The sequence below is a fragment of the Methylicorpusculum oleiharenae genome (assembly GCF_009828925.2).
In the GTDB taxonomy this organism is placed as follows: Bacteria; Pseudomonadota; Gammaproteobacteria; order Methylococcales; family Methylomonadaceae; genus Methylicorpusculum; species Methylicorpusculum oleiharenae.
Window position 1 is genome coordinate 3226058 of record NZ_WUTY02000001.1, and the last position, 25879, is coordinate 3251936.

The window sequence follows — 25879 nt, forward strand, 5'->3', positions numbered from 1 at the left end:
GGCGCATTTTATTAAAGGCGATGACATCAACAATGATTGGAGGAAAAACGAAACAGTCAATCAAGGGCGATTAAGCGTTCAGCGAAACCTTTACCTTTACTGACTGTGCCACGAAATGAAGCGTTTTATTTGTTTGTTCTCTTTAAAACCAACGGGGTTGGTTTCATAGGTGCGAAGTTTACAACTGTAAATCAACGAGCACCGGATGCTTCATCCGGCGTGTCCATAATACGGTTTAGCAGGTTGGTCTGTTGCGATACCCTATCGGCTTGAGTTAAGTCGATCATCGTTTTAAGTTCTGCAAAACGTTTCTCGGCTTCTTTCAGGTCTTCTGTTGCTTTAGCCAAATCGCCGCCTTTTACAGCGCCTCGGGCTTGTTTCAAATAGCCATTAGCGCGGTTACGATTGCGGTCAAGTTTATCATTAGCATTGATTTCCTTACTCAATTTTAAGGCATCTTTGATGTTCACTATAATGGGATCCTCGCCGGCTTTACCATTTTCAGTTGCACCGCTGCTTTTTCTTAGCTCAATAGCATTCAACGCTTCAGCAATTTGACCCAAAGTAGCGTCAATTCCTTCTATCGGAGTCATTCTGTTATACATACACGCCATGCCCAAACAGACATCAGCTGTAGCTGAAAACGATCCAAATGAAACTGCCAATGCAGTAGCTACGACAGCGCTTTTTAATAATTTCATCTAAAGTCAACCTCATTGTATTTATTATTATTAGGTCTGCAACTGCCTAAATTTTAAATATATTTAATCAGTTGCATGACGGCGTGAACTTTATCATAACTTTTGTGAATATCACAGGAGTCCATTTTCGTAATAACGAAGTGGGCTTGGCGCTTTTTGCTGGTATCGATCAGTACCTTATGTAGGTGCCAAAGCTTGCAGCGCCAATGACTCAGGAAACGCACAGGCAGGCTCGTTCAAATAAAGCGCTTTTTGCCGCAAGCGTTCTCTCGACATGGCGGATTGCTATTTTCGGGTATAGCGGTGTTTTACGCCGGCTGGAAAATACTCAGCGTCAGCAAAAGCATGCAGCGTAACCTGAGGCATCTGGCGTTCAACGGGAAGGTAATGAGCAAATTCGCTGTTCAGACGTAACAGCTCCTTGCGGATGGACTCGGCTATTACCGCCACCATGTTTTCGTTTGTTGCTATACCGGGTAACAGTTCCACGGCAATATGCAGGATGTTATCGCCATCGCCGGTTTCCTGTATTTCCAAAACGAATTTACCGGTGACCCAACCCATAATGTCAGGTTGCTCTAAGCCAACACTTACGTTTTCCGGATAAATATTGGCGCCATAGTAAGACACGGTGAAGTCAGCTCGGCCGAAGACATAGACAAAAGGCAATTCTCGCGGTTGAAAATCGTTGGGTAGATCTAATTGGCTCAATGCCTCTACACCTTGTGATTCAAGAAATGCCCGCATCTCATCGAAACGAATCAAGCCGCCTTTGTCGGCAATATGATAACGCATCAACGGTACGCTGTTTTCGCCGGACACGACCAAGGTGCCTTCTTGTGTTTCGAAAAATCGGCTGACAGGATCATACTGTACCAACGTCGGCAAACGAGATTCACCGAAAAGTTGTCGAGCGGCAGCCGGATGCCTTGCTAACCAGCGACGAATGGCGATACTCAGGGGTGTTTCGTTGCCGAGCACGCCGCCATCGGCAGTACCATACAGCGAAGCTGAATCAAAACACGGCGCTGTCGATCCGGTGCGCCGGCCAATCAACTCTCGCCATTCTTCACTGAACACTTCACCGGCAAATACCAGTTTGACGTGGTAAATGTGCCAATCAATGTCCTCTGTAATACCCGCGTCGATCACGTCTTTGACAAATGGCGGGTAACCCAACAGCACGGTCTGATCAAAATGCGGTGCCAATTCGCGGACCACGCGAAAAATCTCGGACTTATTATTGCCCGGTGTAGCCACCATCAGCGGATAACCCTTATGCGCCAAATGCCAGCAGCAGGATGTCGTAAACAAGCCTCCGACCCAGTTGCCCAACGCAAAACAAACGATCGCCAAAGTGCTGCGTTCGTGAGCGCGAAAACTGTCGTGAAATACCTGCTCGAACCGCAGCGCCACATCCAGCTCATAAGCTACAGAGCGAGGCCAGAAAGTCGGACTGCCGGTAGAGCCGGAAGAAACGGCCACCCGATCAGCGCCCATTAGACTGCCGCCGAAGCAGCGATCCGGTAATGGGTAGGTCTGCATGTAATCGCTTTTACCCATAAGCGGCAGATCGAGGAATTTCCGATAGGTCGTTATGTCAGCCGGATTGATTTGCCGCGAGGCAAGAAATTGGCGGTAAGCAGGCACCTCGACCGCGCAACGATGAAATAAAGCCAATGCATGGTCTTCCGCATTGACAGCACGGTGTTCCGCCAACAGTTCATCCAGTGATGTGTTCATAAAGCGGTTGAAAATTTCGTTGGGTGGTGGTTTAAGCGGGTTGGTCATAATAAGTTCTCCGACCGTTGGACCTTAACATCTCTTTGTACTCTGAATCGCACAATGTACTAAAAATTAAATCCGACACAGCACATCTGGGTTCATTATTATCGTCATTCGTAAGACCTGGCAATCCTAAATTTGCTATGCTGGGCCTGATTTGAACGGCCATTACTCATCCGGCAAACATCACCGACATCCATCTGCTGTTTTTATGGTCGCTTAAATAAGGCACTGTTTGCGTTAAAAGTGGGTGTCGCCCCGGCACGGATTGGCGGCGTTGATGTTCTTTAAGTTACTAACGCGAACAGTGCTTTTAATAATCCGTAATGGCATCAATCTGCAGATAGCGCGAAAATCTTATTCCAATCACTTAAAACAGGATTTTCTTACGATGACACCCGCACTCCGTATTGGCTTGCCATTCCTGTTTTTTTTGTTGAGTTTTGGTGTTCTGGCTCATGGCGTTGACGTCAATACAGAGCGCTTTTTATTGGCTAATCAGGGTACAGCCATAGGACCTTTTCTTTATATCGGCGCCAAGCACATGGTAACCGGTTATGATCACCTCCTTTTTCTTGTTGGCGTGATTTTCTTTTTGTTTCGCACCCGAGATGTATTGATTTATGTCAGCTTGTTTACCTTGGGGCATAGCGTGACCCTACTATGGGGTGTGTTAAACCACATCGAGGTTAATCCATTTATTATCGATGCCATTATAGGACTTTCGGTTGTCTACAAAGGTTTTGATAATCTAGGCGGCTTTCAGTGTTTGTTCGGTATACAACCGAATACAAAAATTGCGGTGCTGATATTTGGCTTATTTCATGGCTTTGGTTTAGCGACCAAATTACAGAACTTTGACTTGCCGCAACTGGCGTTATGGAAAAACTTATTAGCCTTCAATGTCGGAGTGGAGCTAGGTCAGTTTATCGCTCTACTTTTTATTTTGATCGCACTCAATTTTTGGCGCAGACATGAAAGTTTTTATTCCTTTTCAACTGCAACCAATACTTTTTTAATGACCGGAGGACTTGTTTTGTTCGGTTACCAAATGACTGGGTTTCTAACCAATGGCTAAATTTATGAAGGATACTTATCCTCCGGCTCAATCAGTGAAGTCGCTTGTTTTAGCCAGCACGCTTGCAATGCTGTTGGCGTTCATTGTTTTAGTAACCGCAGTCTTGCCGGCAGAATATGGCATAGATCCAACCGGATTCGGGAAAAGGATGGGCTTAAGCGCATTGTCCGGCTCTTCCAAGGGCCGTCCTGTGGTGGCTTCCTGCAAAGACCAGTTGGCCGAATGGTCCGATACGGTCACATTGGTGGTTCCCGGTCACAGTGGTTTGGAATATAAGTTTCACCTGCTGAAAGGCGCTAAATTGGATTATGCCTGGAAAACAGAGGGCGCTCATGTCTATTTCGATCTTCATGGCGAACCAAAAGGGGATAAATCCGGTTACTTCAAAAGCTTTAAGATCAGTACTGAAAATCAATCTGCCGGAACATTAACAGCTGAGTTTGAAGGGCCACATGGCTGGTATTGGGAGAATAAGTCGCAATCGCCCATTACTATCATCTTGAACACCCAAGGGGATTATCGGATTTTGGGCTTGATGTAATGACGTGAAATCGCTGTTTTATTGACGGAAGCCGTTTTACCCGTTGCCGGACTTAAAATCGATCCCCCGATCGCCAACGCAAAATCAGGGTCTTCCTTGAGCCAAGAAATGATCCCGAATTACCATTAAAATAGTTAATAAACTTTTAAACCCAGCTTGATAATTGCCCAGTGATCTATTGGGAATGAAATGCTGATGCACCGCGTAGGTTGCGGTTGGCGATAGCCAACCCAACATTTCAAGCCCATGGCGTTAATTGGTGAGAATTTCGGCAGCGTGGAAGCTGCCGTCAAACCCCGCATGGAAGGCTTCTTTAAAAGGCATAGCCTGTTCCTTTAACCAAGTCCACCGATTTTTCAGTAGGAGTAAAAGAGTCAGATTACTATTTAAATAATAATAAAGTAGACATAATACTATTTTAATAGTAAAAATAACCAGGATTGACATTCGCTTTTTAAAATTCCCAGTAAGCCAATGCTTTATGGGACATATTGACAGCCTAACTACTAACGTTCTGAGGGGAATCGATGGGTAATCCGGTAGTTCAAGCGTTCACTTTGACATGCGGCTTGGCCAAGCTGAACGATCAGCTGTTATGTCTGTTCTGGAAAATTGATGCATTTTGTAGGTCGTTGAGCACAGGCAGGGTACTTGATGCTGATTTTCGCAAATCGCTCGAGAGCATAAAACCATGATGACCATGATACTTGCCTATAGCGCCGTAATACTCAGTTTTGCTTCCGGCTTGTTAGCTCTTATGTCCAATCAGCGCGGGATGCTAATGACCTTGAGTCAGCGTTTTTTAACTCCGGACGCCCATTTTCCAAACTGCCGAAACCTGCTGGGTCGAATCCTTGAGGAAAGTCGTTACGCCTCTTTGCACAGGCAAGCGGTGTTTGTGCTGCTCGGCTTGTCCGGCGTTTTTGCCGTGCTTGCCGGCCTCGCCGTCATGATGGGTCAAGACAGTTTAACGGATCAAATCGGCCTGGGTCTGCCTTGGCTGCCGTGGCACGTTCGCTTTGACGGTTTGTCGGGTTTTTTCTTTTTGATCATCGGCATCGGGGTCATTGCCGTCAGTTTATACGGTCCGGCCTATGTTGCCATCTACCAGGAAAGCCAACATCCTTTTGCGGTGCTTGGCTTGTTTACCGGATTGTTCGTGGGTGGAATGTTACTGGTACTGCTGGCGGACGATGCCTTCTTTTTTATGATCGCCTGGGAATTAATGTCGGTTGCCAGTTATTTTCTGGTCGCATTTCAGCATGAACACTCGGCTAATCGCCGAGCTGCGTTTATCTATTTAGTCATGGCACAAGTCGGTGCTTTAGCCATTATCCTGAGTTTTGGCGTTTTGGCCAGTTTCAGTGATGGATTTACTTTTGACGCATTACGGCAGACCGCTTTATCGCCAACCTGGGCCAGTATCGCTTTTGTGTTGGCTTTACTCGGGTTTGGTATGAAAGCAGGCATAGTGCCGGTGCATGTCTGGTTGCCGGAAGCTCACCCTGCAGCACCTTCGCATATTTCCGCATTGATGAGCGGCGTGATGCTCAAGGTGGCTGTTTATGGCCTGATCCGGTTTTGCTTCGATTTGCTGGGTGAGTTGCAATGGCAATGGGGCGTAGTGCTTTTAGTGCTGGGAACAGTGTCGGCAGTGGGCGGCATTTTATATGCGATGATGCAGCCCAATTTGAAAAGACTGTTGGCTTACAGTTCCATCGAAAATATCGGCATTATTTTCATGGTGCTGGGACTGGCCATGATTTTCATGGCTAATGGTCATCCTCAGCTTGCCGCACTGGGTTTTCTCGCTGCGCTGTTTCATGCCTTCAATCATTCCTTATTCAAGAACCTGCTGTTTTTAGGCGCGGGGATATTGCAGCATCAAACTCATGATTTGAATATCGACACGATGGGTGGACTGATCCAGCGTATGCCACAAACCAGTTTTTTGTTTTTAGTGGGTTGCATGAGCATTTCCTCATTACCTTTATTCAACGGCTTTGTCTCGGAATGGCTGGCTTTCCAGACCGCTTTACAGGTCGATGTGCTGGATAACGGGGTGCTGCGCAGCCTCATTCCCGTTTCAGCGGCGGCGTTGGCCTTGACTGCGGCCTTGGCGGCCGCCTGTTTTGTCAAGGTGTTTGGCATGATTTTTCTGGGTTTGCCGCGATCGCGTAACAGCGAAAAAGCTCAGGAAGTCAAAGACAAATCGATGTTATATGGCCCTGCATTGTTAGCCGGTTTGTGCTTCTTTTTCGGTATTTTTCCCAACCTCATCATCAATTTATTGAATGGCGTTGCCAAGCAGTTGCTGGGCCAATCTCTGCCCAACGATACCGCATTGAGCTGGTTGTGGCTGGCGCCGGTTTCTGCGAATAAGGTTTCCTATTCCCCACCCATGGTCTTGGTGGGCGTATTGATTGCCGGGGGCATCAGCTTTTGGTATCTGCGCCGGAATCTGGAAACTAAAACCATGCGTCGAGCGGCTGCCTGGGATTGCGGTTTTGGCGGCTTAACACCCCGCATGCAATATAGCTGCAGCGCTTTTACCATGCCGTTCAGGCGAATTTTCGCCAGGGTCTGGCTGATAGATGAGCGTGTTGATAAAGAAATGCAGGGTGCGATGGATATGGATGTCAAAGCGGTCCACTATCATTTGCAGGTTCAGGATCACAGCTGGCCAAGGCTTTACCAGCCCATCACGCATGGCGTTAATCAGCTGGCCAAACAGGTCGGCCGGATTCAGACCGGGAATATTCGTGTCTACTTGGGTTATTCGTTTGTCACTTTAATTCTTATGTTATGGGTGATCAGCTGATGACATGGCTACTCGCTATCTTTCAGACCCTTCTATTTGTAGCCTTGGCACCGTTATTGGCCGGTTGGTTGAAATGGTGCAAATGCCATTTACAAAATCGACAAGCACCCTCATTGCTGCAGCCTTATCGGGATTTATTAAAACTGACCCGCAAACAACCGGTGGTGGCAGAACACGCCTCCTGGATTTTTACCCGGGCGCCTTACATCATATTTTCCGCGATTGTGCTGGCTGCCTCCATAGTGCCGTTGATCGCAGTCGATTTACCAACTGCCGCGATAGCGGATGTGATCGTTTTGGTGGGTTTTTTTGCTTTCGCCCGGTTCTTCCTGGCCCTGGCCGGACTCGATATAGGTACCGCCTTCGGCGGCATGGGATCATCACGAGAAATGACCATTTCCTCAATCGCCGAACCTGCAATGTTGATGGCCATTTTTACCCTGACCATGACGGCCTCGACCACCAATTTGTCATTTGCCATCGTCCATGTTTTGAATGAAGGGTTGGTGCTGAGGCCTTCGTTTGTATTTGCGCTGTTTGCGCTGATGCTGGTAGCCATCGCAGAAACCGGACGCATTCCGGTCGATAACCCGGACACTCACCTGGAATTGACCATGATTCATGAAGCCATGATTCTTGAGTACAGTGGCCGTCATCTCGCATTGATCGAATGGGCCAGTCAGGTGAAGCTGATGCTTTACGGCGTTTTGATTGCCAACATCTTTTTTCCCTGGGGCATTGCCCAGAGTTTTTCAGTACAAGCCCTCGCTTATGGCCTGTTGGCGATCATCGGCAAGCTGGCCCTTCTGGCGATTCTTTTGTCAATCTCTGAAACCTTGCTCGCGAAAATGCGCTTGTTCAGGGTGCAGGAATATCTCAGTTTTGCCTATTTGCTGGGATTGCTGGGCATGTTGAGCCACATCATTCTGGAGGCTTCGCGCTGATGAATATCGAACAACAGGATTTTTATACTCAGGCGATCTTGTCGATGGCCGCCCTGATAGGACTCGCTTCTTTTTTGATGCTGGGGCAAGGGCGCTTGTTGCGACTCATTTTTGTGTTTGCCCTTCAGGGTTTGTTATTGACCTTGACGGCGGCACTCTCTGCCTACAGCTTGAATAATCATCATCTTTATATTTCGGCTGGGCTGACCCTGGTGCTTAAAGTGATGTTTATTCCCTGGATGCTAAGACGGCAGGTCTTGGCCATGCATATGAACCGGGATGTTGAAGCACTGGAAAACAAGACCTTGGTGATGCTGGGCGGTGCCAGTCTGATGGTGTTCAGCTACTACGTGCTTCATCCGATTGTCCAGAGCTCTTCAACCATCATGGTCAACGCATTGGCGGTCAGCTTATCCATAGTATTGTTGGGTATGCTGTTAATGATTTCTCATCGGCAGGCGGTGGCCCATGTGGTGGGGTTTATGTCTATAGAAAACGGTTTATTTTTCGCTGCCATTGTCGCTACCAATGGCATGCCGATGGTGGTCGAATTGGGTATTGCCTTTGATGTGCTGGTAGCGGCGGTACTGTTTGGTATCTTTTTCTTTCATATCCGTACCAGTATCGATTCACTGGATGTTGATCGCTTGAATCGGCTAAATGAGGTCGATCAATGATCGCGGCCTATATGTTGCTGTTGATACCGTTTCTGGGTATTGTCTTTTTCGGTCTGACCGGACATCGCGACGATACCGGCAAGGTCAATATCGGCTTTAATACCCTCAGCTTTTTGGCGTCGGTGTGGCTGGCGGTCAAGGTATTAAACATCGGCAGTCTTTATTCGGCTGACCAGGCATTTCTGATCGACTCGTTCAATGTTTACCTGATAATGTTGACCGCATTTGTAGGCTTGACGACCTCGATTTTTTCCGGTCCTTACATGGCGCACGAAAAAGAATTGGGCAAGCTAAACGACCGGCGTTTGAAATTATATTACTCGATGTATCAGGGTTTCATGCTGGCCATGTATCTGGTGTTGACTACCAATAACATGGGCGTGATGTGGGTGGCGATGGAAGGTGCGACGCTGGCGACGGTGTTGCTGGTGAGCTTGTATCGAACCCCTGAGTCGATAGAGGCAGCCTGGAAATATTTTATACTTTGCGGCGTCGGAATTGCCCAGGCGCTGTTCGGTACGATTTTGCTGTATTACGCCGCCGTGCAAATCGGTGACAGCGAACATGCCTTGCTGTGGTCCGTACTTTACGAAAATGCCGATAAACTCAATCCTGACATTCTGAAAATCGCCTTTGTATTTTTGCTGATCGGCTACGGCACTAAAATCGGTTTGGTGCCATTGCATAACTGGCTGCCCGATGCCCACTCCGAAGGTCCGACACCGATGTCAGCCGTGCTGTCCGGCTTATTGCTGAATGATGCCTTATATGCAGTCGTCCGCAATAAAATGCTGGTCGACGGCGCCACACAGAATAATTCGGCCGGTTTGTTGATGATGGGTTTTGGCTTATTGTCGTTTCTGGTGGCCGCCGTATTTTTGCATCGCCAGAAAGACATCAAGCGGCTGTTCAGCTACTCCTCCATCGAGCATATGGGCATTATGACATTTGCCTTCGGTATGGGCGGGCCATTGGCAACATTTGCCGCCTTGCTGCACATGACCGTACATTCGCTCACGAAATCAGCGATTTTTGTTACAGTCGGACATGCTGCGCAAGTGGCCGGTACTCAGGATATTAAAAAGATCCGCGGTCTCATCAAAACTCAGCCCAAGATAGGCTGGGGCTTGTTAATAGGGACTGTGGCGATTGCAGGCTTTCCTCCTTTTGGCGTTTTTACCAGCGAGTTTCTAGTCTTATTGGCGACCATGCATAACTACCCCTGGTTGGCGCCCTTACTGTTATTGGGCATAGGCATCGCTTTTGCCGGATTGTTCAGGCATATCCAGCCCATGGTTTTCGGCGAGCAACCTGAAGGTCAAATGCCGGTCAAAGCCAATCTATGGCCAGTGATGTTACATCTGGGGCTGGTGTTTTGGCTGGGTCTAGCCATTCCGGATTTTCTCGCCAACTGGTTTTCACAGGCTACCTTACTGATCTCGGGGACTACGCCATTATGAATGCGTTAAACTGGACTGAAACGCTACGCCAACAACTTGAAGTGTCCGGTATTGTCGTTGATCAGCAAGAATCGGCATACACTCCTCATGCTTTGGTCTGGCAAGTTGCAGCCGAAGCTTGGCAACAACTAGCTGAATTGTCGATGCTTCAAGGCTTGCGTTGGTCGGCAGGCTGGGCTGAGGAAAACGGTGAACAATTCACGGTTCATGCCTTGTTGGAAAAACAGGGTGTTTACCTGCTTACCCGCACCAGCATAGGTTACAAAAAGCCCGAACTACCGAGTCAGGCCACCGTCTATCCTGCGGCAAATCGAAGCGAGCGTCACACTCATGATATGTTCGGCATCAAATTCATTGGGCATCCGGATAAGCGGCCCTGGACACGTCACAAAGCCTGGGATAAACACACTCATCCATTACGTAAAGATTTTCCGGTACAGGGTTCCCCGGAAATCATAACCCCACCCGATATGGATTACCCTTTTATCCGGTCGCATGGGGCAGGGACTTATGAAATACCTGTGGGTCCGGTACACGCCGGGATCATCGAGCCCGGCCATTTTCGTTTTCAGGCAGTAGGCGAGCTGATTCTGAATTTGGAAGAGCGTTTGGGTTACGTGCATAAAGGCATTGAAAAAATCGCCGAAGGCAGAACACCGCAATCTTTGGCGCGTTTAGCCGGGCGGGTATCGGGCGATACCACAGTAAGCCACAGTTGGGCCGCCTGCATAGCTATGGAGCAGGCCGCAGGCTTATCCATACCGGGCAGGGCGGCCCTGATTCGCGGCATTCTTGCAGAGCGCGAACGCGTAGCCAATCACCTGGGTGATATCGGCGCCATTTGTAATGATGTGGCTTTTGTGTTCGCTCAAATGCAATTCAGCCGTTTACGTGAAAACTGGTTACGCACCCATGCAACAGTGTTTGGCCATCGCTTATTGATGGATTGTGTGATTCCGGGCGGGGTCAAATCCGATGTGTCGGATTCCGATTGCCGTCTGATCAAGCAGGACATTATCCAGCTCAGAAAAGAACTGACAGATATCATTACCGCGTTGGATTTAAATTCATCGCTGGAAGACCGCGTTTACACGGCAGGTTTTTTACCGGAAGACATTGCCGCAGCTTTCGGCACCGTCGGTTATGTCGGTAGAGCCAGCGGTCAGGACTTTGACGTGCGAAGAGATTTGGCTTATCCACCTTATGATCAGGTCAAATTTAAAGTCGCTCTGGAAAATCAGGGGGATATCGCTTCCCGATTTTGGATTCGTTATAAGGAAATAATTGCAGCACTAAAACTGATCGAGCAGTTTATCGACTTGCTTACTCCTGGAGAGATTCTGAATGAGTGGCACGTTCCTGTTGCCGGTAGTGAAGGACTGGGAATTGTTGAAGGGTGGCGCGGCGAAATCATTGCATTTGTCCGTTTCGATGGGGACAATAAAATTTCGCGTTTCTATCCACGCGATCCGAGCATTCTCAATTGGCCGGTGCTGGAAAAACTGGTGCTGAACAATATTGTTCCGGATTTTCCGGTATGCAACAAATCCCTGAATGGTTCATATTCAGGGAACGATTTATAGAGAGCGGGCATGTTAAGACTGTTTAAAAAAATTCTTACTACCGGGATTGTTACAGAGCCTGTCAAAGTTCCAAAGGACGCTGAGCTGGAACAATTGGGTATAGCAATCAAACGCCATATCGAACGCAGATATACCGGCAGCATCGCTATAAGGCAAATCGATGCAGGCTCCTGTAACGGCTGCGAGTTGGAAATTCATGCTTTAAATAACCCTTATTATGACATCGAGCGGTTCGGCATACATTTTGTGGCATCACCCCGTCATGCCGACGTATTGCTGGTCACCGGGCCCGTTTCAAGACACATGCAAACAGCCTTGCTTCGCACTTACGAAGCCACGCCAGACCCGAAATGGGTGGTTGCGGTGGGTGATTGCGCCGCTTGCGGGGGCGAATTTGGTATTTCTTATGCCAGTTGCGGTGCCGTATCCAATGTTATTCCAGTTGATGCCGTTATAGCGGGATGCCCGCCCACGCCGCTGGCGCTTTTACAAGGTTTGCTCTCGTTGTGTGAGCGACACTGATCACCGCGTCAATTTTTTATACTGTATTTGCCCAGCCTTTTTTTATTGAGTGTACTCACGTTATGCGTAATTATTCAGCGGAGCAATCAAACAAAGGTGATGCACCGCTTAGGTTGCGGTTGGCGATAGCCAACCCAACAGCCATGTCGGTAATTGTTGGGTTGCGAAAAGGAAGCCTTTTCAATCAAGTACCTAAACACTCTATTCCAAGCGGGGAATATAACCATCGTAATCGAAATTCGGCACCGGGGTGCCCGTCAAAGGACGCCGTAAATTTATCCATGTAGCTCTATGCCAGCATCCCTGCTGGCAAAGCCTTTGCCGAACAACCCGTTGCCTCCTTAGGCACTGCCGAGCGAAGTATAATTACTCTTTCAATGATGCCATATCAATTACAAAGCGGTATTTCACATCATTTTTAACCAATCGGTCATAGGCTTCGTTTATCTTCTGGATCGGGATGAGTTCAATGTCGGCAGTGATGTTGTGCTCGCCGCAGAAATCCAGCATCTCTTGCGTTTCTTTGATGCCGCCAATCAGTGAACCATTAAAGTTACGCCGTCCAAAAATAAGACTGCCGACCTGTATGGCAAGCGGTTCCGGAGGTAAGCCAACTTGGGTAAGGGTGCCGTCACGTTTCAACAAAACCAGGTAGGCGTTGATGTCATGCTGCGCCGATACGGTATCGAGAATGAAATGGAAACTGTTAAGGTGTTTCTGCATCTCGTTTTCGTCAGTGGAATTGACGACTTCATCGGCGCCCAGACGGAAAGCATCTTCAACTTTGCTGGGCGAATGGGTAAACACCACCACATGCGCGCCCAAGGCTTTTGCTAATTTCACGCCCATGTGTCCCAATCCGCCCAGTCCGACTATACCGACTTTTTGGCCTTGACTGACATTATTATGACGCAGTGGAGAATAAGTGGTAATGCCTGCGCAAACCAGCGGTGCAGTAGCCGCTAAATCAAGGTTTTTCGGGACGCGCAGCACAAACGCTTCATCCACTGTCACACTTTCGGAGTAACCGCCGTAGGTCATGCCGCCGCTGTGTTTATCCGGGGAATTGTACGTAAAAACGGGGCCTTGTTGGCAAAATTGTTCCAGGTCATCTACGCAGTTTTCGCAAGTGCGGCAGGAATCGACTAAACAACCGACAGCGACCAGGTCGCCTGCTTTATAGTGACTGACTTTATCTCCAACCTGAGTCACGCTGCCCACGATCTCATGACCGGGAACACAAGGGTAGGTGGTGCCTTGCCATTCGTTGCGGGCGATATGAAGATCCGAATGACAGATCCCGCAATATAAAATCTTTATCTGTACATCGTGCGCGGTGGGATCCCTGCGATGAACAGTAAATGGTGCGAGTGGCGACGTGGCATTTTGGACTGCGTAAGCATTAATTTTCATACTAATAGCCGAAGTTTGTGTGATGTTTATGAAAGTTGTCTTTAAGGGAACACTAAACAGTTTGATTGATGACTGGATAAATCAAAAAATGAGTGTTGATATGGGCTAATCGAAGGATCGAGTCAGGGCTTTGTTAAGGTAACTCAAAAAACAGTTTGGCGGCAAGATTGGACGTATTCAGCCTATTGCACAGATGCACGATACGCTGTTTGTATAGGTAAAGCCTACTTGAATTTATCGACGGTATTGCTGATGCCAGTTTTAAGGTCATCCCAGGTAGTATCGGCGGTTTCTTTGAGCGATTCCAATGCATCGCCACTGGATTCTTTCAACTCTTTCAATTTCTCAGCAGCGGCTTTTTGTTTGTCGTGTAACGCATCGAGTTCTTCAACGTATTGATGATTGACGTCGTCAGCAGCGCTTTTTGCCTCGGCGGTTAGGCTGTCAATCTGGGCACTCCACTCTTTAAGTTCTGAAGCCTTGCATTCAATATATTCATCTTTAGTTTGCATGATGATCGCTGTTTAAGTTGAGTGCTGCTATCGCCTTGGTTCAAAACGTTATTGAATAAAGGCAATAGCAGGCAAAGATAAATTGCACCTAGCGTGGTTTTATATTACCTTCACTGTCAGACAAGATAATTTCAACGCGGCGATTCAGTTGGCGACTTCCAGGGCTGTCGTTACCGGCAATCGGTAAACCTTCTCCATAACCACGCGCACTGATTCGGTCGCGGCTTATTCCTGCGCTGACCAAGGCGTCATACACCGCGGAAGCACGACGTTCAGACAGATCCTGATTATATTCATCAGAACCACGGCTGTCGGTATGACCTTCAACCGATACCTTATAGGTTGGGTATTGGTTCATAAAATCAGCAAGTTTGTATACATTACGCATGCCACCTGATTTCAGTTGCGCCTTGGCGGTACTGAACAAGACATCGCCGAGTGTGATCATCATGCCTCGCTCGGTTTGCTTGGCATTTAACTCGTTGAGCAGCCTTTGTTGTTCTTCTTTCAGCGCATCGATTTCCGCAGTTCTTGCATCAAGGCGCACTTGGTTGCGTTTGGATTCTGCATTGGTGACGGCTATTTCAGCCGTTTTTCGCTTGGCAGTTTCTTCTGCGATGGCTACTCGCTGTTTGGTTAAATAAGCCAGATGGTTGACAGTGTCATCGTCTTTGCCCTCGTTTGAGGCAAAGTCTGCTTTACTCAAAGTGTCGCCGGCATCTTTTAATTCCAGTGGTGCCAGAGTCGTTACTTCGGGATTGGTGCGGGCTGTGTTGTAACTGTTTCGCGCATCTAACAGTGATTGGGTAGGTACGGTACTACAGCCGGAAATAATCGCTAGAGCGATTAAAGTCATTGGTAAATATAGAATTTTTTGCATGATGAACTCCATTTAATAATTACGGGGCATTACGGTCGATTTCTTGGCGTAGCACCTTAGTGCCTTCTTTCAATGCGGCTGCCGCTTTTTGTGCCTTGGCTGCACGGGCCTTGGCTGCCGCTAACTGGGCGTCGACCTGTGCTTGTTCTGATAGTTGGCGGGCGAGTTCATACTCTTCATCTCTCATGGCCTGCTCGGCAGCATCCATTTTTTCCATCGCTGACCTGAGCGGTAACGGAGCATACTCATTGCCTCCCGCGCTGTTGGCGTTGTTGACAGCTGCCTTTGAAACAGCCATTTGTTCTGTCGGCGGAATGCCTGCACAACCGGCGATGAAGACGGCAACAGTTGCCGATAGGCCGATGCTGCGCATCATTTGAGCCGATTTAAAGCGGTTAGTTATTTTCATGATTTTTATTCCTTGAGTTAAACGGCGAACACAATCGTCACGATGAACACTTATTTCAATGGCAACGACTTCCACTTTTTACATTAAAAATTCGTGGAACCTATTTGGGAACAAACGGTTTTGAGAATCATCGGTAGTTATTAGACGCCATTTAAAAGCGATTGACAGTTCGCTAACGTACATAAGACCGAACTTGGGAAGATTATAGAGTTATCAGAGGATTTGCAGTTGTGTGTTGGAGCGGGCCGTGTCCCCGCTCTAATTGGCTTATTGACTTGTTCGAGGGCAAGGCCCGCTCCTACTTTTCGCGGGCATGGAGGGGAGGGCCTGTTCCTGTAATTTTCTATGCGTAGCCGAACGGGCTTAAAACTTCTTTGGATTTGTCTTTGGCGATCATCGAGCTGGTTACGTCCTTGCCGGTGCCGCGATAGCCGGTAAATCGCCCGTATGGGTCGAACATCGGTTCTCCGCTCACCATCAAATATTGCCGCGTGCCCTTGGGACATAATCGGCTGTAGACAAAATCCAGGAAAGGGCGTCTGTTCTCCAGATAGGTTTCAAGCAATTCTCGCTCAGTTTCATTCCAGATGGCGCCCTGGTCATCACGAGATTGGGTCAAGGTGTCGTCGACCCGGATGCCGAGCATATCAAGTACCGGGCCATACATTTTGGTGAAATGCCCGTTTTCATCCTGTTCCCAATACCAGTCGGACGACAACTCCGTCAAGCGGCGAAAACGCGCTTCACTTTCGCGAAGTTGGGCGGTGCGTTCCAATACCGTTTGTTCCAACAGTTGATTGTGTAGTTCGAGTGTTGTGTACAGTAACCGCACTTCCAGCATGTTATGAATGCGGGTCTGTATTTCGATCAGATCAAAGGGTTTGGCGATGAAATCTTTTGCCCCCGCGGTAAGTGCTCGCAGTTTATGATCAGGTTGGGCCGTGATCACAATGACCGGAAGATAGCCGCCTGTTTCTATTTCCTTGAGGCCTTCAATCACCTGGAAGCCGTCCATGACCGGCATGAGCAGATCCAGCAGGATCAGATCATAACGGTTCTTTCGGTGCAGCGTGCAGACGGCTGTGGGATCGGTAGTAGACGAAATGCAGGAATAACCCGCATCTCGCAGCATTTCCCCCAGCAAAAGTACATTAGCTTGCTGGTCATCAACGATCAGAATGCTGGCGTTGAGAATGTCTTTTTTGTTAATCATTTTATTTGTCCGGTTTCATGGTGATCTTTCAACTTATCGCTGTAGTCCGTTTCTGCAAATTGTAGTGCATCTTCCAGGGCGCTCATAAATTCATGAATTTTAATCGGTTTGGTGAGATACCTGAAAAAGCCTGCAGCCAGTCCTTTTTCAATATCGCGGGGCATGGCATTGGCACTGAGGGCGACGACCGGAATGTGCGCCGTTATCGGATCGTCATGCAGAATTTTCAGGGCTTTGATGCCGCTGATACCCGGCAGATTGATGTCCATCAAAATCACATCGGGAAGGTGGCTTTTGGCCAGTGCTATGCCGAGATTGGCATTGCGTGCGCTTAACATCTGTAAGTGAGGAAGGCTCTCAATGATTTGTTCGACCAGCATCAGGTTGGCCGGATTGTCTTCGACATAAAGCAAGGTGCGCAATTCGCCAGGTGTTTGAGTTTGGGGCACCAATAATTCTTTAAGCAGGCTTTGAGTCCCGGCAAATGGAGAACTGTCGTCGCGAATCAGTTCAATCCAGAATACGCTGCCAACTCCGCTTTTGCTTTCCACCCCGATGTTGCCACCCATCAGCTCGACCAGTTGTTTGGTGACCACGAGACCGATGCCGGTGCCTTCCCTATTGCCATTCTCCTGGCCCAGGCGATTGAACGGCTGAAACAGTTGCTCCAGCTTTTCTTGAGATAAGCCCATGCCGCTGTCGGTAATGCTGATACGGGTACGATCAGGTGGGGTTGAGCTTAACTTCACCTCAATCGTGCCATGTTCACAGTTATATTTGATGGCATTGGAAAGCAAATTAATCAGCGCTTGCTTCACCCGGGTTCGGTCGGCAAAGATAAATGAAGCGTCATCAAAGGGCAGAATAGTCAGGGTAATATCGCGTTCCTGCAATTTCGGTTCAATCATGGCCTGGCACTCGATGATCAGATCAATCAGCGACACAGGCTCTTGTGACAGCGAGAGTTTGCCGGATTCAATCAGCGCGAGATCGAGTATTTCGTTAATCAAATCCAGCAGATACCAGCCGGCTTTAAGAATCTCGTGCAGCCTAATAATTTGGATGTCGGTTGGCGCTGGGGAACCTGCCTCCAGCAACTGCGCAAATCCGAGGATGGCATTAAGCGGGGTGCGCAGCTCATGGCTCATTCTGGAAAGAAATTCAGATTTGGCGCGGTTGGCTTTATCTGCAAATAACTTGGCACTCTGCAGCTCGGTATTCTTATCCTGCAATGCTTCGTTCAGTAGCGTTCGTTCTTCTTCTACCCGTTTACGCGCGGTATTATCCGTACCGATCAGCAGATAACCGATAATTTGATCTTGAGCGTCGAGTAAGGCCGTGACCGACACTACAGCCGGTAAACGGATGCCGTCTTTGTGGAGATACGTCAGTTCATAAATATCTTCAATACCGCGCGAGGCTTTAAATACCAAGGCTTCAAAGCCCGGCATAATGGGCGTGAACAGCTCGGCACTCAATTCCTTGGCGCGGGTTATCAATTCTTGCGGGTCAGAAATATCGGCCGGTGTGATCTTGTTCATGACCTCGGCGGCCGCGTAACCCAGCATGCGTTCCGCACCGACGTTGAAGATTTGAATGACGCCTTTTGCATCGGTGGCAATGATCAAGAAATTGGCGCTATTGTAAATCGCATTCTGTAACGCCCCCGCTTTGATCAGCGTTTCTTCAGCCTGCTTGCGCGCTGTGATGTCACGTAAAATGCCGGTGAAGTAACGTTCACCACCCAGCCACATCTCGCTGACCGCAATTTCCATAGGAAAACAGCTGCCATCCTTACGGCGTCCCGACACTTCAAGTCCCAAGCCGACAGCGCGCGCCTCTTTGCTGGCACTGTAATACTCAAGGGAACCATTACGCTGGTCTTGATCAAGCTCGGGAATCAGTTCGCTGAAATTTTGACCGATAAGTTCAGCCGCGCTATAACCAAACATTGTTTCAGCGGCCGGGTTCACGGTCTCGAGCATGCCGCCGCGCGCATGGAGCGTGATAATGCCGTCCACTACCGTATTCAGAATCGTCTGTATCATTGCGTTACTGTCATGCAACGCCTGTTGCGCTGCATACTCTTTAGTGACATCACGAAATACCAGCACGGCGCCAATAACCTGATTGTCGCGGTCGCGAATGGGGGCGCAGCTGTCGGCGATATCGCTTTCGTCGCCGTTACGTGCAATCAGCACCGTGTGGTTAGTCAGGCCTTGTATTGAGCCATGCGCCAAGGTTTCCATCAGCGGGATAGTCGCCGGTTGGCGGGTTTGTTTATTAATAATGTTAAAAATCTCGTACACCGGACGACCGGCGGCTTCCGCATGCGTCCAGCCGGTGAGCTGTTCGGCAAGGGGATTTAACAGTGTCACACGCGCTAGCGCATCGGTGGCTATCACTGCATCGCCGATGGAGTTGAGTGTTACTGAGAATCTTTCTTCGCTGACCTGCAACTTGAGATTAGTCTGTTGCAGTTGTTTATTTATCGCCTCCTGATTTTCAAGTAAATGATGGGTTTCAAGATGCAATAAATCCTTGGTGCGTTGTTGAGATTTGCGATAAATCAACAAAGGAAAACTCAGTGCGAAAAGGAGTGTCAACAGGCTGAGGGTTACAATGACGGCAAACAGATTTTTCAAATTCAGTTGCAAGGTGACTTCGTCGCCGGCCTGCTCGGCTTTCTTTGCCTGTATGAAAGCGCGCATTTCGGATTGAATGGCATTCATTAACTGATTGCCTTTGCCGTCGCTAATCCGTGTTAGTATGCGGGCCATGTCATTATTTCGACGCAATTCAATCATTTGTGATAAATCCGCCATTTTAGCATCGACCAGCGGTACCAGCGCATTCAGCGGTTTACTCGCGGTCGGAGGGACGTTAAGTTGCCTTAATCGATTCAGATGATCCGCGATGTTGTCGCGCACCATCAAGTAGGGCTCTAAAAATGTCTCGTCACCGGTTAAAAGATAGCCACGCTGACCGGATTCGGCATCCCTCAATTCCGACTCCAAGGTGTTTGCGCGGTGAATTATTTCGTTGAAATGCCCACGCGCTTCAAGTGCGTTTTCGTTTTGTCTTAACGCACGGAAGGATGTTCCTACTATCAGCGCAATCAGCGCTACCAGTAACAATGCGCCTGCAATTGAAACTAGAAGCTTTTGATTAGCTTTCAAAAAATGATCCCCGGCGTCTGTCTGGTCTGTTCATTATTATCGGCAACATCGAGTTACGGGGCAGGTTGGTTAAGTAGTTCATGGGCTCAGCAAACGATGGAATTCTTTCTTGACTACGCTGTAACATTCGCAAGCGTGAGATTCCAAGCCCAGGCGATCAATTACGGTGATGTGGCCCCGGCGGTAACTGATTAATCCCGCACGTTGCAAATTGCCGGCAGCTTCTGTGACACCTTCGCGGCGAACCCCGAGCATGCCGGCAATCAATTCCTGGGTAATGGTCAATTCATTTGAGGGTAATCGATCCAGCGTTAACAACAGCCAGCGGCACAGTTGCTGCTCCACTGTATGATGACGGTAACAAACGGCGGTTTGAGAAATCTGGGTCATTAATGCCTGAATGAATAGCAGCAGCAAATCTCTCATTGGCCCGGTGTGATTAAATTCCTCCATCATCAATTGCTCTTTCAGCCGGTAACCGGAGCCGCCAGTATGAATAATGGCCCGGTTAAGTGCGGTTTTTCCGCCCATTAACAATGAAGTGCCCACGACACCTTCGTTGCCTATGCCCGCAACTTCTGCTGCAGCGCCATTTTCCGTGATATAGCTCAGAGACGCGATAGCGGTGGTTAAGAAATAAACGTGCTGCAATTGATCGCCTGACTCATACAGCACTTTACCTGTTGGCATGGATACCCATTCCAGATGCGGTAAAATACGATCGTATATTTCTGACGGTAGTGCGGCAAGAAGATGATTTTGCATAGGGGAATGCGGTTCAGGAATTGGTTTAGTCATTACTTTGCCTCTTGACCGTGTAGTTGAATCGTTGAAAAACAGCTTAACAACAAGGAATGAGGCCAAGATTATGAAGTTATTTAAAACAGAGTTCTTATCAGGAATGCCTGTCTTTAATTGGTGGCAGATAACCCTTTCGGGTAATCTTACATTACCTAAGTTAAGGCTTATGTACGATGTCACACAGACAACACAGTTATTCTGACTTATTGTTATTATCAACAATGAACTACTTCATCGCCTCTGATTGATTCCGGCATCGGTTTTAGCGTTTTTTTGCCTGCCGGTTTATATATCACCCAAGTGATAACATCCTGGCTATTTATTCATGCTGACCATGCCGCCAATCTTCTACTTGATTTTTTGCCTCCAGAAGATTGTAAACAAGCAGGCATGAATTGCGAGAAAATTGAGTTTAGGTCTGCTGATATTGAGGTGAACGTTTCATGTCTGTTTAATTTCATTTATTGAGTGGCGTATACAGAAAGTAAGGCGGTTTTGGAAGCGCCTACTTGATTGATATTGGACAAAAAAACAGTTTGATGCGGTGCATTGGGGTGGCAAGGCCGATGGTGCCGCTCTTGTGTTAACTGCGTTAGGAGAGAACATGTCAAATCAAAAATTTAACAGCCACCACACTTCATCTAAAGCACTGTCGTATTTAATCTTGATCTGCGTCTTGACTATTGCCGGCTGCAGTCAAAATGAGACGAGTGAACAAAGTAAGTCAAAGCAAGGAGATCAGGGTTCTTCCAATACTAAACCGATGCACAAAGAAGTTGGCGAAGCATCGTGGTATGGGCCCGGTTTACAGGGTAAGCAAACCGCTAATGGCCAGACGTTTAATCAGAAAGAGCTGACAGCCGCTCACCCGAGTTTACCGATGGGCACCAAGGCTAAAGTTACCAATCTGGAAAATGGCAATAAAGTTAATGTGACAATCAATGATCGCGGGCCGTTTGCAGAAGATCGCGTCATCGATCTGTCTCGTGCCGCTGCAAAAAAACTGGGTATGGAAGAAGACGGTACAACTCAAGTCAAAATTGAGTCCAAATCCACCAAAAAGAAAAGCACCGTTAAGACTCAATAAAAAGCAAAATAGAGCCGCTCTTATACGGCATGAGCCAATGGCATTGCCGAAATGTCAGTCACTTCTACCAGGACATGCATGACCGGCATTTGTTCGGTGGTAGCGATGAAAGAGCCGGAAACAGGCGGTACCAATTCAGGATGCCGGCTCACGGCCAGTGCGATGTGATTGTTTCCGACCACTTCGCCGCTGGTTGAGTCAAAGCCTTTCCAGCCAGCGCCGGGCAGGTAAACTTCTGACCAGGCATGCGTTGAGCCTTGGCCTTTCATCAGTCTTGGCGAGTATTGATAGCCGCTGACAAAGCGCGCTGCCAAGCCCAGATAATGACAAGCTTCTATGAATAAGGTTGCAAAGTCGCGACAGGAACCAGCGCAATGCGTCAACGTTGTCGCAGGTGACTGAACACCAGGTTCTTCGCGTTGTTGGTAAGTAAATCCGGTGGCAATTGCTTTATTTATCCATTCCAGCAAAAGATAGGTTTCTACCACTTGGCCGGGGACCCAAAATTGCCGTAACCACTGACTTAATCGAGGTTTGTCTTGGGTGAAAATCGTTGCCAGATAAGGCCCCAAATCAATCAGTTCCGCGGCAGCGTATTGAAATGGAAAACGCACCGCGTAGTAGGCCACCAGAAAGTTTAGCGGATGGGAATCGTAGTGTTGAAGCGTGAGGTGGCTTTCGATAGAGAGCTTGTTGCATGGTTGGGTAAATGTTGCTTCAGCAACAGCGTTGTCGTAAACATCGCGTTGCCATTGCAGTTGATGCGCGGGAGAAATGATAAGCTTAGCTGATTCGATACGAATCTCATGCCCTTCACGGGGCCGCAACAGGAGTCGATGCGGCAGCAAAGTGACAGTTTCAGCGTATTCATAGGTGGTTAAGTGGTTAATTTGCAGTCGGCGCATCGTGATTCGTCTGGTGAGCACTGGTTAAGTCAAGTTACCACTATTGCGAGCTTTTACTAAGTTTCATGACGTTGATAACGTTCGCCATTTTTCGATTTAACTTCATTATACTGACGGGAAATGCGTCTAGGAGGCATTTTCAGATCCCCCCGGAGCAGCTAACGCGTCAATCAACCGTTATTATTTGGCAGGTACGATAACCAGCAGGTTAGTTTGTACTGATTTTACATTTTTTTGATTACTCGCCAAGCTCATTGCTCTTTCGATGAGCTGTTCGGAATCGACTGTGCCTTTCAAAATCACTACTCCTTGAGAGGTTGTTACCTGGATATCAGAGGCCTTGAACGATGAGTCGCTTGCAATTGCCGCTTTAACATCCGCAGTAATCACCGAGTCATCAATGTATTCTGTAGCAATCTGGGCATTCTCGATCACCGACTCTTTAGCTCCTTCAATTTTTTGTTCTGCTGTTTCAGTGGTTTGATCAAGTTTTTGGCCAGCGTTTTCCAGAGCAGCTTTGGACGCTTCAGATGATTCTTGGATAGTTTCTTTGGCAGCATCTGATTTACTATCTAAAGACTCTTTGGCGGCTTCAATTTTTATTTCTGCTTTTTCAGTGGCCTCGTCAATTTTTTGCTCTGCCTTTTCAGCCGCTTGGTCGATTTTTTGTTCTGCCTTTTCAGTCGTGCTTTCTTGTTGGCAACCTACCAAACCTAAGACAGCAGATAAGCAGCTGATCACAAGAATTTTATCGGCTAATGTGTGTTGTTTGATGGTGTTTTTAGTTTGCATGGGGGATTTTCCTTAAAGTTAATTGATTTAATCGAGTGCTCGGTGAAATTGCGGTATTTCAGTTAAGAAAATAGATTTATCAGTATTAAATACAGAGAACTTAAAACTCACCCGAATAGTAGCAATAAGCTAAGTCGCGGTCTGTTCGTTATCGAACATAAACCACGGATAATGTTGTCGGGCTGGATATGAATTTTTTGAAGAGTTTTTCCCTGAGTTTGAACTCTAAAGGGCAGTATTAACGGGCGTTGCAATTTTCAAGGTAGTTATAAAAGTTCAGGCTGATAAATCTCTTTTCAAGAGTATGTTTGTTACCGTACCGACTACGGCACGTTTTACAGTTAGAGTTGTATCCAAGGTATTGGATTAACAACAGTCATGTTAAGGATTTCACGATTTTCATGAAGATGACCAGGTAACGTCCAGGCTTTTTCAGCTTGTTACGAGATTTGTGTCATTAACGATTGTTGTCAAAACCCTGTTCAAACTTTTATTAAGTCATTATCGGAGAACCCATGAATACGTTATTAAAATCATATCCGTATTTAATGATAGGGGTCTTAAATTAGCCAATCGAAACCATCAGGAATTAATTATGGAAACGTTAGATAAAATATCCAATTCAGCGCACGAAGCTTACGACAAGGTGGCCAGTGCTGGCGCTCACGCTGCAGAAGTTATGGGCGAAAAAGGGGAGCAACTCAAAAATGCCGAGCAGCGATTAGTCAAAGATTGCCGCGGTTACATCAGCAAGAACCCTATGACGTCCGTTGGCATTGCTGCAGCGGCGGGTTTTATTCTGGGTCGCTTAATGAACCAACGTTAACACATCAATCATCATGAATTCGAGATGCCTTGACAGGCATCTCAGAACGAGGAAACTACTATGGACACCATTAATAAAGCCGCTGAGTCAGCCCACGAAACTGTCGATAAAATCGCGAATGCGACGAATCAGGCAGCAGATGCACTTGGCGAAAAAGGCGAGCAACTGAAAAATTGCGAGCAACGGTTAGTTGAAGATTGTCGCAGTTATGTTCACGAAAATCCGCTTACTGCGCTAGCTATCGCAGCAGCAGCCGGCTTTGTTTTGAGTCGTTTGTTAAGCGGCCGATAAAACTGGGTTCAAAATAGTATGAACAAGGAAGCGGTTAAAAATGAGATACCAGGGTCAACGGCCAAACCGGGTGACCCGGCAAATGATTCTGGCGTATTGGAAGTTGCTCTTTTGTTATGGGATGAGTTGCGGGGATTAAGTGTCGATCGCATCCGTCTCGCGGCGCTTGAAATGCAGCGGGCTGTTGATAACCTGGTGTCAATAATTATCTCGGGCGTAATGATTGCCATTTTATTGTTGAGCGCTTGGCTTGGGGTGCTGGCTGCCGCCGTGTTAGTGCTCATAGAAGTTGGCATCACCGCAAGCAGCGCTATCTTACTTGCAGTCGCAGCAAACTTATTCCTGTCATTGATCCTGTTTGCCACAATACGCCGCAAGCGTCGTTTCTTAAAATTTACCTCTACTCTCCGCAGTCTTCAGCCCATAACACCAGAGCGTTTGGAAACAGAGAAGTCATCATGAAAGACTATTTTCTAAAACGGCAAAAAGCTAAATCTTTGGCCGCCGAAATCAAGGCAATGGAGCGGCAGATATTACTTCGGCAACACGTTATTCATATGCGTGGCGATTGTCTGGTCAAAAAGCTCCGTCAACAACTGTCCGAGCCCACCACTTTTCTGTTAGCAGGGGGGATAGGCTTTGTCTTTGGTGAGCTTACCAAATGCCAATCCATCCAATCATCGGGCACTAGCGATCAGTCAAAAACAGCCGAACCCTCACCACTGATCAACGCGCTAAACCTGTTTACGACAGCCCGCACTTTGTATATGGCTTTGCCGATAGCTTGGATGATGAAGTCGTCTGGCCCCAGGGAACAGACCCCTAGCGGTGATGCCGCCAAATGAATATAAGAATAATCGTAACTACTCGCCCGCTTTGAACTATGGGCTTAGAGGTGCTTGATTTCAAAGGACGCATCAATACGTCACTGTAGTTCTCTGCAACATCCCCGTTGCAGAAGCCTTTTTAATCAACCACCTACACCCAAAAAATTGGAGGGGGTGAGCAGATACGATTTGGGTTGAGAAAAGCATGCAACCCAAATCTATGCTGAATAATTACGGTTAAATTTAATATGATTAATTTCGTTCACAGTGAGCGTTGAGCTGCTCGAAAAGAACCATAATGCCGAAGAGATTCGATAAGTTTAAAGGTGTTTTTTACACATGAGGAAACAACGGAGCATCCTTGAATCTGACCCGCTTTGGGTTTTTCTTCCCGTTAGCTTTTTTTAGTAGTCATTAACATCAGTCCAACGCCAGCCACTATTGCCCCTACACCGGCCCAAACAGGGATATTAACTTTTTCCGTGTCCTTAACCGTCAGCTCAAATGGACCCAGTTTGGCTTCCTGGGTTTCGCGCGTATAACTGAAGCTGCCGTAAACAAGCCCTAACACCCCCGCCGCGATTAGCACCAACGCCAGCATTTTGATTACGCTCATTTTTATTCTCCCATAA

The 25879-nt window shown here is 47.7% G+C and carries 25 protein-coding genes; 13 read left to right on the plus strand and 12 right to left on the minus strand.

Annotation, left to right across the window (positions count from 1 at the left end; all coding sequences use genetic code 11):
- Positions 1–191 precede the first annotated feature (191 nt).
- Positions 192–701: a hypothetical protein gene (locus tag GO003_RS14525; protein ID WP_159657276.1), complete on the minus strand. Its 510-nt coding sequence runs from the start codon at positions 699–701 to the stop codon at positions 192–194.
- A gap of 285 nt (positions 702–986) precedes the next feature.
- Entirely contained in the window at positions 987–2492 is a 1506-nt protein-coding gene (locus tag GO003_RS14530) for a phenylacetate--CoA ligase family protein (RefSeq protein WP_159657274.1), read from the minus strand.
- A 385-nt stretch (positions 2493–2877) separates the two neighbouring features.
- Here GO003_RS14530 and GO003_RS14535 point away from each other — a divergent pair, with 385 nt between their 5' ends.
- The 8 genes from GO003_RS14535 to GO003_RS14570 all read left to right on the plus strand — a co-directional run bounded on the left by GO003_RS14535 (position 2878) and on the right by GO003_RS14570 (position 12112).
- A complete protein-coding gene (locus GO003_RS14535) occupies positions 2878–3564 on the plus strand; it encodes a HupE/UreJ family protein (RefSeq protein ID WP_159657272.1) in 687 nt (228 codons plus the stop codon).
- 4 nt (positions 3565–3568) lie between these two features.
- Positions 3569–4105 (plus strand): hypothetical protein, encoded by a 537-nt coding sequence (locus tag GO003_RS14540; RefSeq protein ID WP_159657270.1) that lies wholly within the window; start codon positions 3569–3571, stop codon positions 4103–4105.
- A gap of 691 nt (positions 4106–4796) precedes the next feature.
- Positions 4797–6926 (plus strand): hydrogenase 4 subunit B, encoded by a 2130-nt coding sequence (gene hyfB / locus GO003_RS14545; protein ID WP_231089005.1) that lies wholly within the window; start codon positions 4797–4799, stop codon positions 6924–6926.
- Complete coding sequence (locus GO003_RS14550; RefSeq protein WP_159657268.1) at positions 6926–7870, plus strand: respiratory chain complex I subunit 1 family protein; 945 nt, start codon at positions 6926–6928, stop codon at positions 7868–7870. Before hyfB ends, GO003_RS14550 begins: the two co-directional genes overlap by 1 nt.
- The gene (locus GO003_RS14555; RefSeq protein WP_159657266.1) at positions 7870–8547 is read left to right on the plus strand and encodes a formate hydrogenlyase; all 678 of its coding nucleotides are present in this window, start codon (positions 7870–7872) and stop codon (positions 8545–8547) included. Before GO003_RS14550 ends, GO003_RS14555 begins: the two co-directional genes overlap by 1 nt.
- Positions 8544–10007 carry a hydrogenase 4 subunit F gene (locus GO003_RS14560; RefSeq protein WP_159657264.1) on the plus strand — a complete coding sequence of 488 codons (1464 nt, stop codon included), beginning with the start codon at positions 8544–8546 and terminating at the stop codon, positions 10005–10007. Before GO003_RS14555 ends, GO003_RS14560 begins: the two co-directional genes overlap by 4 nt.
- On the plus strand, positions 10004–11590 hold the full coding sequence (locus tag GO003_RS14565) for a hydrogenase large subunit (RefSeq protein WP_159657262.1): 1587 nt from the start codon (positions 10004–10006) through the stop codon (positions 11588–11590). The genes GO003_RS14560 and GO003_RS14565 overlap by 4 nt, the downstream gene beginning before the upstream one ends.
- A 9-nt stretch (positions 11591–11599) precedes the next feature.
- Positions 11600–12112: an NADH-quinone oxidoreductase subunit B family protein gene (locus GO003_RS14570; protein WP_159657260.1), complete on the plus strand. Its 513-nt coding sequence runs from the start codon at positions 11600–11602 to the stop codon at positions 12110–12112.
- Positions 12113–12478: 366 nt separating this feature from the next.
- On the opposite strand, the gene GO003_RS14575 is transcribed toward GO003_RS14570, so the two are convergent.
- From GO003_RS14575 to GO003_RS14605, 7 genes are all read right to left on the minus strand, one after another.
- A complete protein-coding gene (locus GO003_RS14575) occupies positions 12479–13525 on the minus strand; it encodes an NAD(P)-dependent alcohol dehydrogenase (RefSeq protein ID WP_159657258.1) in 1047 nt (348 codons plus the stop codon).
- A gap of 224 nt (positions 13526–13749) precedes the next feature.
- Positions 13750–14037 (minus strand): sll1863 family stress response protein, encoded by a 288-nt coding sequence (locus tag GO003_RS14580; RefSeq protein ID WP_159657256.1) that lies wholly within the window; start codon positions 14035–14037, stop codon positions 13750–13752.
- Between the two features lie 88 nt (positions 14038–14125).
- On the minus strand, positions 14126–14917 hold the full coding sequence (locus GO003_RS14585; RefSeq protein ID WP_159657254.1) for an OmpA family protein: 792 nt from the start codon (positions 14915–14917) through the stop codon (positions 14126–14128).
- Positions 14918–14936: 19 nt separating this feature from the next.
- Positions 14937–15326: a DUF4398 domain-containing protein gene (locus tag GO003_RS14590; RefSeq protein ID WP_231089006.1), complete on the minus strand. Its 390-nt coding sequence runs from the start codon at positions 15324–15326 to the stop codon at positions 14937–14939.
- Positions 15327–15669: 343 nt separating this feature from the next.
- Positions 15670–16539 carry a response regulator gene (locus GO003_RS14595; RefSeq protein ID WP_159657252.1) on the minus strand — a complete coding sequence of 290 codons (870 nt, stop codon included), beginning with the start codon at positions 16537–16539 and terminating at the stop codon, positions 15670–15672.
- Positions 16536–19718, minus strand: coding sequence for a PAS domain S-box protein (locus GO003_RS14600; RefSeq protein ID WP_159657250.1), 3183 nt, complete (start codon positions 19716–19718; stop codon positions 16536–16538). Before GO003_RS14600 ends, GO003_RS14595 begins: the two co-directional genes overlap by 4 nt.
- Positions 19719–19796: 78 nt before the next feature.
- A complete protein-coding gene (locus GO003_RS14605; RefSeq protein WP_159657248.1) occupies positions 19797–20516 on the minus strand; it encodes a Crp/Fnr family transcriptional regulator in 720 nt (239 codons plus the stop codon).
- A gap of 607 nt (positions 20517–21123) precedes the next feature.
- Here GO003_RS14605 and GO003_RS14610 point away from each other — a divergent pair.
- Positions 21124–21606 carry a septal ring lytic transglycosylase RlpA family protein gene (locus tag GO003_RS14610; RefSeq protein ID WP_159657246.1) on the plus strand — a complete coding sequence of 161 codons (483 nt, stop codon included), beginning with the start codon at positions 21124–21126 and terminating at the stop codon, positions 21604–21606.
- A 20-nt stretch (positions 21607–21626) separates the two neighbouring features.
- On the opposite strand, the gene GO003_RS14615 is transcribed toward GO003_RS14610, so the two are convergent.
- On the minus strand, positions 21627–22511 hold the full coding sequence (locus GO003_RS14615) for a transglutaminase family protein (RefSeq protein ID WP_159657244.1): 885 nt from the start codon (positions 22509–22511) through the stop codon (positions 21627–21629).
- 180 nt (positions 22512–22691) lie between these two features.
- Positions 22692–23303: a BON domain-containing protein gene (locus GO003_RS14620; RefSeq protein ID WP_159657242.1), complete on the minus strand. Its 612-nt coding sequence runs from the start codon at positions 23301–23303 to the stop codon at positions 22692–22694.
- A 595-nt stretch (positions 23304–23898) separates the two neighbouring features.
- Between GO003_RS14620 and GO003_RS14625 the strand changes: the two genes are divergently transcribed.
- The 4 genes from GO003_RS14625 to GO003_RS14640 are packed head-to-tail and all read left to right on the plus strand — an operon-like array spanning position 23899 to position 25265.
- Complete coding sequence (locus tag GO003_RS14625; protein ID WP_159657240.1) at positions 23899–24129, plus strand: glycine zipper domain-containing protein; 231 nt, start codon at positions 23899–23901, stop codon at positions 24127–24129.
- A gap of 60 nt (positions 24130–24189) precedes the next feature.
- Entirely contained in the window at positions 24190–24420 is a 231-nt protein-coding gene (locus GO003_RS14630) for a glycine zipper domain-containing protein (RefSeq protein ID WP_159657237.1), read from the plus strand.
- 18 nt (positions 24421–24438) lie between these two features.
- Positions 24439–24882: a phage holin family protein gene (locus tag GO003_RS14635; RefSeq protein WP_159657235.1), complete on the plus strand. Its 444-nt coding sequence runs from the start codon at positions 24439–24441 to the stop codon at positions 24880–24882.
- Positions 24879–25265 (plus strand): hypothetical protein, encoded by a 387-nt coding sequence (locus GO003_RS14640; protein WP_159657233.1) that lies wholly within the window; start codon positions 24879–24881, stop codon positions 25263–25265. The genes GO003_RS14635 and GO003_RS14640 overlap by 4 nt, the downstream gene beginning before the upstream one ends.
- Before the next feature lie 376 nt (positions 25266–25641).
- Here GO003_RS14640 and GO003_RS14645 read toward each other — a convergent pair whose 3' ends face one another.
- On the minus strand, positions 25642–25863 hold the full coding sequence (locus GO003_RS14645; RefSeq protein WP_159657231.1) for a hypothetical protein: 222 nt from the start codon (positions 25861–25863) through the stop codon (positions 25642–25644).
- Between the last annotated feature and the right edge of the window lie 16 nt (positions 25864–25879).

Bases quoted from the DNA above. Each gene is read 5' to 3' on its own strand.
- GO003_RS14525 (WP_159657276.1), bottom strand. From the start codon at position 701: ATGAAATTATTAAAAAGCGCTGTCGTAGCTACTGCATTGGCAGTTTCA.
- GO003_RS14530 (WP_159657274.1), bottom strand. From the start codon at position 2,492: ATGACCAACCCGCTTAAACCACCACCCAACGAAATTTTCAACCGCTTT.
- GO003_RS14535 (WP_159657272.1), top strand. From the start codon at position 2,878: ATGACACCCGCACTCCGTATTGGCTTGCCATTCCTGTTTTTTTTGTTG.
- GO003_RS14540 (WP_159657270.1), top strand. From the start codon at position 3,569: ATGAAGGATACTTATCCTCCGGCTCAATCAGTGAAGTCGCTTGTTTTA.
- hyfB (WP_231089005.1), top strand. From the start codon at position 4,797: ATGATGACCATGATACTTGCCTATAGCGCCGTAATACTCAGTTTTGCT.
- GO003_RS14550 (WP_159657268.1), top strand. From the start codon at position 6,926: ATGACATGGCTACTCGCTATCTTTCAGACCCTTCTATTTGTAGCCTTG.
- GO003_RS14555 (WP_159657266.1), top strand. From the start codon at position 7,870: ATGAATATCGAACAACAGGATTTTTATACTCAGGCGATCTTGTCGATG.
- GO003_RS14560 (WP_159657264.1), top strand. From the start codon at position 8,544: ATGATCGCGGCCTATATGTTGCTGTTGATACCGTTTCTGGGTATTGTC.
- GO003_RS14565 (WP_159657262.1), top strand. From the start codon at position 10,004: ATGAATGCGTTAAACTGGACTGAAACGCTACGCCAACAACTTGAAGTG.
- GO003_RS14570 (WP_159657260.1), top strand. From the start codon at position 11,600: ATGTTAAGACTGTTTAAAAAAATTCTTACTACCGGGATTGTTACAGAG.
- GO003_RS14575 (WP_159657258.1), bottom strand. From the start codon at position 13,525: ATGAAAATTAATGCTTACGCAGTCCAAAATGCCACGTCGCCACTCGCA.
- GO003_RS14580 (WP_159657256.1), bottom strand. From the start codon at position 14,037: ATGCAAACTAAAGATGAATATATTGAATGCAAGGCTTCAGAACTTAAA.
- GO003_RS14585 (WP_159657254.1), bottom strand. From the start codon at position 14,917: ATGCAAAAAATTCTATATTTACCAATGACTTTAATCGCTCTAGCGATT.
- GO003_RS14590 (WP_231089006.1), bottom strand. From the start codon at position 15,326: ATGAAAATAACTAACCGCTTTAAATCGGCTCAAATGATGCGCAGCATC.
- GO003_RS14595 (WP_159657252.1), bottom strand. From the start codon at position 16,539: ATGATTAACAAAAAAGACATTCTCAACGCCAGCATTCTGATCGTTGAT.
- GO003_RS14605 (WP_159657248.1), bottom strand. From the start codon at position 20,516: ATGACTAAACCAATTCCTGAACCGCATTCCCCTATGCAAAATCATCTT.
- GO003_RS14610 (WP_159657246.1), top strand. From the start codon at position 21,124: ATGTCAAATCAAAAATTTAACAGCCACCACACTTCATCTAAAGCACTG.
- GO003_RS14615 (WP_159657244.1), bottom strand. From the start codon at position 22,511: ATGCGCCGACTGCAAATTAACCACTTAACCACCTATGAATACGCTGAA.
- GO003_RS14620 (WP_159657242.1), bottom strand. From the start codon at position 23,303: ATGCAAACTAAAAACACCATCAAACAACACACATTAGCCGATAAAATT.
- GO003_RS14625 (WP_159657240.1), top strand. From the start codon at position 23,899: ATGGAAACGTTAGATAAAATATCCAATTCAGCGCACGAAGCTTACGAC.
- GO003_RS14630 (WP_159657237.1), top strand. From the start codon at position 24,190: ATGGACACCATTAATAAAGCCGCTGAGTCAGCCCACGAAACTGTCGAT.
- GO003_RS14635 (WP_159657235.1), top strand. From the start codon at position 24,439: ATGAACAAGGAAGCGGTTAAAAATGAGATACCAGGGTCAACGGCCAAA.
- GO003_RS14640 (WP_159657233.1), top strand. From the start codon at position 24,879: ATGAAAGACTATTTTCTAAAACGGCAAAAAGCTAAATCTTTGGCCGCC.
- GO003_RS14645 (WP_159657231.1), bottom strand. From the start codon at position 25,863: ATGAGCGTAATCAAAATGCTGGCGTTGGTGCTAATCGCGGCGGGGGTG.